Annotated in this window: 8 protein-coding genes; 3 read left to right on the top strand and 5 right to left on the bottom strand. The window is 45.5% G+C overall.

Going from position 1 to position 11914, the window contains the following annotated elements:
- Nucleotides 1-137: 137 nt before the first annotated feature.
- The 4 genes from Q0081_RS25165 to Q0081_RS25150 form a co-directional block, all read right to left on the bottom strand.
- A complete protein-coding gene (locus Q0081_RS25165; protein WP_298360236.1) occupies nucleotides 138-737 on the bottom strand; it encodes a DUF502 domain-containing protein in 600 nt (199 codons plus the stop codon).
- A gap of 697 nt (nucleotides 738-1434) precedes the next feature.
- Nucleotides 1435-2448: a low specificity L-threonine aldolase gene (locus tag Q0081_RS25160; protein ID WP_298360234.1), complete on the bottom strand. Its 1014-nt coding sequence runs from the start codon at nucleotides 2446-2448 to the stop codon at nucleotides 1435-1437.
- Nucleotides 2423-2833 (bottom strand): DUF2752 domain-containing protein, encoded by a 411-nt coding sequence (locus Q0081_RS25155; RefSeq protein WP_298360233.1) that lies wholly within the window; start codon nucleotides 2831-2833, stop codon nucleotides 2423-2425. Before Q0081_RS25155 ends, Q0081_RS25160 begins: the two co-directional genes overlap by 26 nt.
- Entirely contained in the window at nucleotides 2833-3291 is a 459-nt protein-coding gene (locus Q0081_RS25150; protein ID WP_298360231.1) for an RDD family protein, read from the bottom strand. Before Q0081_RS25150 ends, Q0081_RS25155 begins: the two co-directional genes overlap by 1 nt.
- 227 nt (nucleotides 3292-3518) lie before the next feature.
- Between Q0081_RS25150 and Q0081_RS25145 the strand changes: the two genes are divergently transcribed.
- From Q0081_RS25145 to Q0081_RS25135, 3 genes are all read left to right on the top strand, one after another.
- Nucleotides 3519-5237: a cellulase family glycosylhydrolase gene (locus Q0081_RS25145; protein WP_298360229.1), complete on the top strand. Its 1719-nt coding sequence runs from the start codon at nucleotides 3519-3521 to the stop codon at nucleotides 5235-5237.
- Nucleotides 5167-6492 carry an Ig-like domain-containing protein gene (locus tag Q0081_RS25140; protein WP_298360227.1) on the top strand — a complete coding sequence of 442 codons (1326 nt, stop codon included), beginning with the start codon at nucleotides 5167-5169 and terminating at the stop codon, nucleotides 6490-6492. The genes Q0081_RS25145 and Q0081_RS25140 overlap by 71 nt, the downstream gene beginning before the upstream one ends.
- A gap of 179 nt (nucleotides 6493-6671) precedes the next feature.
- A complete protein-coding gene (locus tag Q0081_RS25135) occupies nucleotides 6672-9653 on the top strand; it encodes an amidohydrolase family protein (RefSeq protein WP_298360225.1) in 2982 nt (993 codons plus the stop codon).
- Nucleotides 9654-9765: 112 nt separating this feature from the next.
- Here the strand turns inward: Q0081_RS25135 and acs are convergent, their stop codons facing one another.
- On the bottom strand, nucleotides 9766-11655 hold the full coding sequence (gene acs, locus Q0081_RS25130) for an acetate--CoA ligase (RefSeq protein ID WP_298360223.1): 1890 nt from the start codon (nucleotides 11653-11655) through the stop codon (nucleotides 9766-9768).
- Nucleotides 11656-11914 lie beyond the last annotated feature (259 nt).

Here is an 11914-nt window from a genome sequence, read left to right as displayed (position 1 = left end):
TGGTCAGAAAGTCGCTATCCTTTTCCAAATTGGACAAGTGGCACAACTTGGCGATTGGTTGGTGCTTTTGGCAATTCAACTTGGAGAGGCAGCATTACATTTGATACACCGCCCAATAATGTACCCTAATATAGTCCCTATCTATATTTCACCGATACTCCTCCCGAAACAATCATCTTCATTACATCAGTACTTGATACATTATCAAGGTGTTTGACGTTTGCATTGGGTACAATAAACAACTCCCCGGAAAATGCGTATGAATGCGGGCAATAGACAGCTACGTAGCCTTCAATAGCAAGATTGGAAAGGTCTGTTTGAGTTATAAAACCTAACTTTTTGAGGTCTGATTGTTGGTTGATTGTCACTAACACCGGCTGATTAAATTTGCGCTTATCGCCCACAAAAGCAGAAATAAGATCCTTGATTGCATAGTAAATAAGGCTCACTAACGGCATTTTATTTAGAATGCTTTTCCCAAAACTAAAAACGGATTGAGGGACAAAACGAGAAAAAATAAAGCCTAAGAATACAATCCCTGATAGAATAATAAGTAACCCTAAACCGGGTAAATAAAGAGAATTCTTAGTATCGGTGTTAATATAAATAGGAAGAATACTATCTAAATAACCGATGCTTTCTTTGATAATCAGGAAGGTAAAATAGGTAGGAGCTACAAGGATAAGCCCCCTGACAAAGTAAGCTAAAATACGCTTAACAAAACGATTCTGGAGCATTTGGTAAGTAAATATTAAGTGCTGGGTACTGTTTTTTTTTTACAATTACGTACGGTAATACGGCATGGAAAAGGATTTCTCAGTGTTTCTTTTAAGTCTCTTACGAGCCGTAACAGCATTCCGTTGCTCGTGCTTCCCTAAAATTGTTGCTTTATTAAAGAAAAGTACGTCATTAGGTTTTATGTAGTCAACTGTGATTAATTGGGGTAAGTTCCTTGATGGAATTAGCTTCCATAGGGAGGCCAGTAGGATAAAAAAAGAGCAAGGTCCTGTAATTGTTGGGGTTGGATAGAAATATGAAAACAGATTAGGCGTACTATTCATTACTTGAAATCGAAGGGCAGGTTACATTTGATTATATTCAAATTAAGAACTTTTCGTGTAGAAATCCTCGGTAACAAAAGAGCCGCACTAAATGCGGCTCTTTTGTTAGGCTTTTTTTATTTGCAGTTTTTTGTAAGTATACACGGCTGCACTAACTGCTAAAGCTACTGAGAGGAGTTTGACCACTTTTTTCATGGCTTACGAAAGATTTAGAAATGTGAATAAAAATATACAACGAGTGACTTATGCTGCTTAGACGCAAAAAAGTACAAAAGGTTTAAAAAAACGTAATAAAATTACAGCAACAAAAGTGCCAACTTTTGAGTCATTTTTTTAGCGTAGAAATACGTGTTTTTTGACCGTTGGATAATTTTTACAGTCGTTTTTTTAAATCTTCCAAGTCATTATCCGTAAAATCTAAGTGCGTCACAAATCGTACCAAATGTTTGCCGAACGTAACTGCCCGAACCCCTTTTTGTCCTAACTGAGCCACATAGTCAGTGGCGAGGATAGTCTCGGGCAAACGGAAGATAACTATGTTGGTATCTATCGGGTAAATCTCTTCCACCTCAGGCAGATGCGTAAGCATTTGTCCAATGGCGCGGGCGCGGGCATGGTCTTCCCGAAGTCGTAATATGTGATGGTCTAACGCATATATTCCGGCGGCGGCTAAGAAGCCCGCCTGTCGCCATCCTCCTCCCATTGCTTTTCGAAAACGACGGGCTTGTTTGATAAAGGACTTGCTCCCCAATAAAAGAGAGCCTACGGGACAACCCAGCCCTTTGGATAGGCAAATGCTAATACTGTCAAAAACATTTCCGAATTGCAGTGTACTTTCGCCTGTTTCGACAAGGGCATTAAAAAGTCGAGCACCGTCCAAATGAAGTGCTAAACCGTGCCCTTGACAAACTTCTTTAATAGCTTCAATTTCGGAGAATTGATAATAACAGCCCCCTCCTTTGTTCATTGTGTTCTCAAGCGAAACCAGTCGGGAAACCGGTGCATGAACATCATCAGGATTATTGATGGAATCGCGTACTTGATTGGCGCTGATACGGCCTTTGTCACCGTCCAACAATTTAACCGAACTCAAAGAGTTGAGAGCAATCCCGCCGCCTTCATAGAGGTATATGTGCGAAAGTTTGTCACAAATCACATCGTTGCCCGGGCGAGTGTGTACACGAATTGCCAACTGATTGGTTAGAGTGCCCGAAGTACAAAACAAGGCAGCTTCCATACCAAATTGAGCGGCAGCTTTTTCTTCAAGGGCATTTACAGTAGGGTCGTCGCCAAAAACGTCGTCGCCGACTTCGGCGGCAAACATGGCTTCGAGCATTTCTTTGGTAGGTTTGGTGACGGTATCAGAACGGAGGTCGATGGAGCGCATTTTTAGGGACGGGTGGTTTTAAAAACTCAAAACTACGCAGGTTTCTACTAATGGTAAAAATAACAACGAAAATGAGTAAAAAAAGGGAAAAATAACGATTGCGAAGGTAATAGAATAGACGGAAATCATTGAACAGTTCACTGTAAAGAACCATAAGTAGAAGCGGAACTACTATATAAACCAACAAATTGAATCGAAAAGCCTGAGCAAATTGGCCATGCAGCAAGGCATGAAAAGCCCGTTGGCCTCCACAGCCCCAACAATACCAACCGGTGGTTTCATGAATGAGGCATTTGGGTCCAAAGGAACGGACCGATGGGTCATGATAAAAATAAAAAACGGTAAGGGCAAGTGCCGTTACCGTCAGGAAAAGTTTTTTGAACATTAGGCTCCTTTCACTACGTAGCTTTTAACCACCAAATCGTGTAATGATTGTTCTTCGGGATTGAACAGTGGCCATAACCACAATAAAATACACAAATGGCTGGTGATGTATTTGATGAGGGAGCGCCCGAGCGCCTGACCAAATGAAAGACGTTCTCCGTTTTCTCCCACCACTTTAATTTTCATGAGAATTTTACCGAAAGTAGCCTGCCGGGCAGAACTGATCATGATGGCTTCATAAATAAAGGGTACGAAAAGACTTAGCAATGCTATTCCGATAATCATACCTACAATGCCCCAAGCTACGACGTCTTCAGGGGAGCCATTCCAATTGCTGGTGCCAAGCAAAGCAGCAATAAATGGTACGAGTACAACAGAGATGGCAATACTTAAAATAATGCCGTCAATGATTTGGGCCACTAAGCGATTACCAAAGCCTGCGAGTTGTGATTTGTCCATAATAGAAGAAGTTTAGGGGTTTAGAAGCAAACTGCTGCAAATCGAGAAATTTTTGGTTAAAAAACAAGTTTATTCGGCATTAATTTAAACTGGAATTTAATTACCTTTATTTCTGGATATTTACATACTTACCCTGCTTATTACGAACTGTATAAAGCCACTTCTGCTTGGAGAAGTGAGCATGATTTTTAGTTGTTTTATCTGTTCAATAAATTAATAAGCAGTGTATGAAAAACTCAATTTTACGCTTTTGTAGGGCTTTTTGGCTCTCAATAGTCTTTTATCCTTCTTCTTTTGGGCAATCGCCCACTCCTTTGGCTGCCAATGGCCGCCTTCAGGTAATCAATCGCCAACTTTGTAGTGAGGCAGGCACTCCGATTCAGTTGCGCGGTATGAGTTCGCACGGCTTACAATGGTTTGACCAATGCTATAATGCCTCTGCGCTGCAGACACTGGCAATGGATTGGGGAGCCGATGTATTCAGAGCAGCGATGTACGTGGACGAAGGCGGTTATCTCAACAATAAAGTAGGACTTCGTACTAAAGTAAATCAGTTGGTGGACTGGTCGGCTCAGAACGGAATGTACTGCATTATTGATTGGCATATTCTTAATCCCGGTGATCCTAACATTCATACGGCTGATGCCATTGAGTTTTTTCAATTAATGGCGCAACAGCACGCGGGAAAGAAGAACGTCATTTATGAAATTTGTAATGAACCCAACGGCGTAAGCTGGTCATCGGTAAAGGGTTATGCTGAGCAAATCATTCCTGTGATTCGGCAATATGATCCGGAAGCCATTGTTTTGGTAGGTACGCCGTCGTGGAGCGGTGCCCCCGGCGATGTGCGCAGCAATCCCCTGACGGGAACCAATGCGTACAATACCATGTATACTTTTCACTTTTATGCAGGGTCGCACTATTCGCAAAGTTACATTGATGATGTGATCAAAACGGTACCGCTTTTTGTGTCAGAATGGGGAACAAGCAACTATTCCGGCAACGGTGGCAATTACTACACCAATGCTCAAAATTGGGTTAGTCTTATGGCTGGCAACAACACTTTGGGAATTAAGGTAAGTTGGTGCAATTGGAGCTTTTGTGACAAAGACGAATCATCGGCCGCACTCAATCCGGGTGCTTGCGGCAGTAATAATTGGAACAATACGAGTACATCGGGTACGTGGGTAAAAGACCATCTTCTGAATCCAGCAGATAATTTTGGCCCGCCTACTCCCTTTGTTTCCATCACAAGTCCTGCCAATAATTCAACGGTAACCATTGGCAGTAATCTGACGGTCAATGCCAACGTAGGGAATACAACCGCGACAACCGTAGAATTTTACAACGGAACAACTAAATTGGGGGAAGACGCAACATCACCTTATTCATGGACAATCAATGCCATTCAGGCAGGTACATATTCGTTTACAGCCAAGGCAATTTTAAGTGCCGGAGGTACGCTCACTTCGTCGGCAGTACAGGTAACGGCGGCTCCTGCGCCCAATCAACCTCCTACTATCAGTATCACTTCTCCGACCAATACTACTACCCTGACCGCTCCCGCCACAATCACTGTTTCGGCCAATGCCGCCGATAGTGATGGAAGTATTGTGAAAGTGGAATTTTACAACGGTAGCACTAAGTTAGGTGAAGACCTTTCGTCTCCCTATACTTTTGATTGGGCTAATGTGGCGGCCGGTGCGTATACAATTACCGCCAAAGCCATTTATAATCAAAATGCCGTAACAACTTCGGGGGCCATAACTGTTTACGTAAACAATCTGGGGAATCCGACGGCTGATATTATCGGGCCTGACTGTGTGAGTGCCAATGAAACTAAACTTTTTGAATTGAATGTGGCTAATTTGCCCAATGCAAGCAGTTTTGCCTGGTGGTGTGGGTTCTACCCAAAGTATGACTCCTGTTTCGGGACAGCCCTATAAAGTCAGTATCAATTTTGGGCCCAATTTTACGGGAGGTCAAGTCTGCATTGGAGTCAATTATTCGGCAGCACCCTGGTATCAACAATTCTGTAAAACGGTGACAGTATGTACCGGAACTCCACCACCCGTCAATCAAGCGCCCACAGTCAGTTTAACATCACCTACCAACAACGCAACTTTCACCGCTCCGGCTACGATTTTCCTTGCAGCCAATGCCGCCGATAGTGATGGAAGTATTGCGAAAGTGGAGTTTTACAACGGTAGCACTAAGTTGGGCGAAGACCTTTCATCACCCTATACTTTTTCGTGGACAAGCGTAGTGGCGGGAACTTACAGCATTACCGGCAAGGCGACTGATAATCAAGGAGCGATTACAACTTCAAGTGCCGTAAGTATTGTTGTGAATGCCGCTCCGGTGAATCAAGCGCCCACCGTCAGCCTAACATCCCCTGCCAATAATGCAACTTTCATTGCCCCTGCCACGATTTCCCTTGCGGCCAACGCGGCTGATAGTGACGGAAGCGTAGTGAAGGTAGAGTTTTACAACGGCAGCACTAAATTGGGTGAAGATCTTTCGTCTCCTTATACTTTTTCGTGGACAAGCGTAGTGGCGGGAACTTATAGTATTACTGCGAAGGCAACAGACAATCAAGGAGCGGTTACTACGTCAAGTGCGGTAAACGTAACTGTAAATGCCGTTACTCCACCTGCCGGAGCAGATATTATTGGTCCGGACTGTATTGTGGCCAATGATGTGAAAATATACGAACTGAGCGCAGCTAATTTAGTGAATGCAACGGCTATCTCCTGGTGGTGTACCAGTTCCACGCAAAGCATTGCGTCTGGACAGCCCAGTTTTGGAAAGGCAACTATTAATTTGGGGCCTTGGTTTTCGGGTGGGCAAGTGTGTCTTGGAGTGAATTATTCTGCTTCTCCTTGGTACAAGCAGTACTGCAAAAACGTTACCGTTTGTTCTAATGCGCGTGTGGGTGCTCCTGAATGGCAGGATACAAACCCGTTTGGAGTAGTTTTCCCCAATCCAAGTCAGGTGAATTTTACCTTCATCGCCGATAAAAAGGTTCGTCAATTAACAGTAAATGACATCATAGGATACAGCCGTATTAGTTTTGACGGTCTGGCGCAGGGAGAGCAAGTTACCTTTGGAGAAGCACTTCCAACGGGTTCTTACGTGGTGACGGTATCGTACGAAGACAAAACCCAAAAGGCGATTAAAATCCTGAAAGTAAGCAAATAGTACCCGTTCCTTTATTTATCTGAAAAGAAGCCGGTGGTAACATCGGCTTCTTTATTTGTTTACGTACGTCCCAATAGTTGTATTTTAATGATAAATAAGTTGATAATTTGGTGTATTTGTGTTTGCTGTAAATAAAAAGTGAAGGCATTTGTGTAGTATTAGAATAAAATTCTGTTTGCATGAAATTCTATACTGCCCTTCTGCTTTTGTGGTCGCTACAGGCCATGGCTCAAAAATTAGATTCCAAACAAATCACGGTCAGGGTAGGGACAAACATGGCCTTGGCACTTTCACCCGATGGACAAACCATTGCCATTGATTTGCAGGGTACCATCTACATTATACCTTCTACGGGAGGGAATGCCACTCCTCTGACCGATGGCATGGGCGACGACCGGCAACCTTGCTGGAGCCCTGACGGACAGCGGATTGTGTTTCAGTCGTATCGAGGTGGGACCTATCATATTTGGAGTATTAACAAAGATGGAAAAGACCTGAAACAACATACTACTGGGCCATTTGACCACCGCGAACCCTTTGTTTCCCCGGACGGGCAGCATATTGTTTGCTCCTCCGATCGCACGGGTAATTATGATATTTGGAAGGTGAATATAACAACGGGCGAAGCCACCGCACTTACTTCGCATCCCGAACAGGATTACTCGCCTGCCTACGCCCCCGATGGGAAGGCAGTGGCTTTTGCATCGAGCCGAAATGAAGGGGCAGGTATTTATTTGATTGGAGAAGCGGCTACTGAAAAACTCCTTGCCGCTACGGGAAAAGGCGTACCCAGCGCACCCGCGTGGAGTAAAGACGGACGTTGGATTAGTTACCAAGTATTGACGGGCAATCAGACAACCCTTCTATCGGTCGAAGTGGCTACTGGAAAAATCGTTCAATTGAGCAAATCGGGAGAAGATGTCTTTCCGTTTCGGGCGTCTTGGGCTGCCAAGGGAAGTTTATTGTATACTTCCGACGGGCAAATAAAACGACGGGGACTGGAAGACGGCGGTACCAAAAAAGTGTCTTTTCAAGCTACCCTAACCGTCAGTACGCCAATTTATCAGCGCAAAAATTATGATTTTGACGGGACTTCTGTAAAACCGGTAAAGGGAATTCGCGGCCCTGTGGTGTCGCCCGACGGCAAGCAGGTGGCTTTTGTGGCGTTAGGAGATTTGTGGCTGTTGACAATTGGAGTGCCTAAACCCGTAAAATTAACTGATGACAGCTATTACGAAACCGATCCCGCTTGGTCGCCCGATGGTAAAAAACTCCTTTTTTCGGCCGACCGAACGGGGAATATGGATTTGTATACGTTAGAACTTTCAACGCGTAAAGTAACCCAATTAACCCAAACCGCCGACGATGAATACCAGGCGTCTTGGTTAGCCGATGGCAAAAAGATTGCGTTTTTAAAGCAGGGTCTGCGCAATACGCTGGCTGTAGGAACGATGCTTCAAATCATGGATTTGGCGACGGGCGCTACCAAAGCCGTTTACAAGCCCATGTTCCAACCCGGGCAGCCGTCGTGGTCGCCCAATGGGAAATATGTGCTGTTGGCGGCGTTGGAAGCCTATTCGGCCAAATTCCGCGAAGGGGTCAGTAAGTTTTTGTTGGTTAATTCCGAAAGCGGGCAAGCCGTAGGAATGACCACGCCTTTTCCCAATCAAACCACGGCCATGCGCTACCGAAACGGCCCCATTTGGTCGCCTGACGGCACTAAATTAGCCTATATCAAAGATGCGTTGTTGTGGGTAATCGACGTAAACCAAGACGGTCAATTTGTGGGGCAACCGCGCGCCGTTACTTCAGAATTGGCGGAAGCGCCAACTTGGACGGGAGATTCCAAAGCAATTGTATATATCGCCACTGACCATCTGCGGAAAGTGACCTTGGCAGATACCTCCAAACGGGATATTCCCTTGGATTTGACGTGGACCAACGCCAAACCCAAAGGCATGGTCGTGATTCACGCAGGACGATTGTTTGACGGAAAAAATGAAAAATTACTGACTAATGTGGACGTTATTGTGGAAAACAGCCGTATCAAAGCCATTCAGCCGCACCGCAGCGATTATCCCGCCAATTACCGAAAAATAGACGCCTCCAATCTGACCGTTATGCCAGGGTTGTTTGAAACACATTCGCACTTAGATGCTCAATTTGGGGAGAAAACAGGTCGTATTTGGTTGTCATACGGAATTACAACGGTTCGTGAGCCGGGTTCGGACCCGTACGATGCCGTAGAACAGCGGGAAGCGTGGCACAGTGGTCGACGTCCTGGACCGTTTCATTTTCTAACGGGAGCACTGACCGACGGCGGGCGCATTTATTACAACATGGCTACGGCGATTGGCTCCGAGGCACAACTCAAATTGGAACTCAATCGTGCAAAGGCACTGGACTATGACCTCATCAAAACCTACGTGCGGATGCCCGACGAATGGCAGAAAAAAATCACCGAATACGCCCACCAAAACGGGATGACGGTGTCGTCGCACGAGATTTTCCCTGCCGCTCGCTACGGAGTCGATGCCGTCGAACACATCGGAGCCACGAGCCGGCGCGGATATTCGCCCAAGTTGACTTCCACGGCGCACAGCTACGAGGATGTGATTCAAATCATCAGTCAATCGAAAATGGTTATTACGCCTACCTTGGCGCTGACGGGCGGTTTTTGGAATACCATCACCATAGACACCAGTTTGTTTGATACGCCGCAGTTTCGTCGAATTTATCCTGCCTATTATCGTTCGTCTATGATTGAAACGGCTCAACAAATGAAAAGCCAACCCACGCCTCTGATTGCCAATTATGTCAACGCGGGGAAAGTGACTAAACAATTGCTGGACAGCGGTGCGCGGATTACGAGCGGAACCGATTCGCCCATTATGCCTTATGGCACGAGCCTGCACGTAGAAATTTGGAACTACGTAGAAAGCGGATTCACACCTTTTCAAGCCTTACAAACTTCCATGATTAACGCCGCCAAAGCCCTGAATGTGGACAAAGACCTCGGTACGCTGGAAGTAGGCAAAATAGCAAATATCAGTATTGTGGAAGGAAATCCGCTCCAAGATATTCACGATACACAACGGGTGCGTTATGTGTTGGTCAATGGTAAAGTGTACGCGTTGGAGGATTTGTTGAAACAGCCTTAACGGGACAATATTTATTAGGAACTGGATTATGTGATTCAAAAATTGGATGCCAAGAAATAAAAAAGCCCCGAAGCAGAGTGCTTCAGGGCTGAATTTTTATAGTTGGGTTACTCTACAAAGCACCGTCTTTGATGTCTTCCACTACTGCGGGATCTAAAAGGGTCGTAATATCGCCTAAATTATTCGTATCGCCTTCGGCTATTTTTCGTAGAATACGACGCATGATTTTTCCCGAACGGGTTTTTGGTAATCCTCTGACAAACTGGATTTTATCCGGTTTAGCAATCGGCCCAATGATACGCGTAACGGTCGCCAAAATGTCACGACGCGAAAGGTCTTCGTCGTCGAGGGTATTCTCACAAATCACGAACGCGTAGATTCCCTGTCCTTTGATGTCGTGCGGATAACCCACCACGGCACTTTCAATCACGTCGGAGTGCATATTGATGGCGTTTTCAACCTCGGCCGTACCGATGCGGTGTCCTGATACGTTGAGTACATCATCCACGCGGCCGGTGATGCGGTAGTAGCCGTCTTCGTCGCGCAAACAGCCGTCGCCCGTGAAATAACGGTTGGGATAGGTGGAGAAATAAGTCTGACGGCAACGCTCATGGTCACCCCACGTAGTGCGGATGATGGAAGGCCACGGATATTTAATACACAGATTCCCGCTCACGCCGTTTCCTTCAATTTCATTACCGGCTTCATCCACCAAAATCGGCTGCACGCCAGGCAGTGGAAGGGTAGCGTAGGTAGGTTTTGTTTTAGTCACCCCCGCAATTGGTGAAATCATAATGCCACCCGTTTCGGTTTGCCACCACGTATCCACAATCGGGCAATTGCCTTTACCGATGTGTTCGTTGTACCAGTTCCAGGCTTCTTCGTTAATAGGCTCACCAACAGAACCCAGGACCTTGAGTGAGCTTAGGTCTTTACCTTCTAAATATTTCAAACCAAAGCCCATCAACGAACGAATCGCAGTAGGGGCAGTGTAAAGAATGTCTACTTTATGTTTGTCAATAATATCCCAAAAACGTCCGGCATCCGGGTAGGTAGGAATTCCTTCAAACATCAGTGAAGTGGCGCCGCTCAGCAATGGCCCGTACACAATGTAGCTGTGTCCCGTAATCCAGCCTACATCGGCAGTACAGAAAAATACTTGGCCCGGTTCGTACTGAAATACGTTTTGAAAGGTATAAGCGGAATACACCATGTAGCCGGCTGTGGTGTGAACAACCCCTTTGGGCTTACCGGTAGAGCCGGATGTATAAAGAATGAACAACGGGTCTTCAGAGTCCATCACTTCGGCTTTGCAATCCGAAGTAACCTGTTTCATTTCGCTTTCCCACCACACGTCGCGGCCCTTAATCATCGAGATTGCGGTGCGGGTATGAGTCAACACAATTACTTTTTGTACCGACGGACACGCAATCAATGCGTCATCCACGGTATCTTTCATGGGAATATTTTTATTGCCGCGGGCTGCACCGTCGGAAGTAACGATGACCTTGCAATTGGAATCATTGATACGGTCGGTGAGTGATTGGGCAGAAAATCCGCCGAACACCACGGAGTGAATCGCCCCAATCCGGGCACAGGCCAAAATCGCAATGGCAGCTTCGGGTACCATGGGGAGGTAAATACACACGCGGTCGCCTTTGACAACGCCGTTGCGCTTAAGTACATTTGCAAAACGACATACTTGGTCGTGGAGCATTTTGTACGTAAGGGTTACGCTCGGTTCAGTAGGGTCGTTGGGCTCCCAAATGATGGCGGGGTGATTTCCCAAATCCCGTAAGTGACGGTCAAGGGCATTTTCGGTAATGTTTGTTTTTCCTCCTACAAACCACTTTACATCAGGGCCCGTAAAATTCCAATCCAACACTCTTTTCCAAGGTTTGTGCCACTTAAATTCCTGTGCTACTTCCGCCCAAAAACCTTCGGGGTCTTCTACACTGTGCTGATAGGCGGCTTGATACTCTTCAAATGTACGGATACGCATGATTTCGGAATGTGTTTATTAATTGAGGTTAAAGTACGGAATATCTGTTGATGAAATGTGGGTCTAAAAATAGTAAAACATTTTCCCGTTTGAGTGAGATTACTGTCACAAAGTTGCTAATAAAGTATAGAAACTGATGAATGAGGTGTGCTAATTTAGCCGCACGGGTTACTGTAAAAGGAATTAGTACAAAATCTTCGAAACGAAGGGCAAAAATCTACCCTATCGTTAGGAAGCCCGTTATTTTGTTTTGCCTCTG

It is taken from the genome of Runella sp. (assembly GCF_027484545.1).
In the GTDB taxonomy this organism is placed as follows: Bacteria; Bacteroidota; Bacteroidia; order Cytophagales; family Spirosomataceae; genus Runella.
This window is presented reverse-complemented; position numbering and strand designations above follow the sequence as displayed.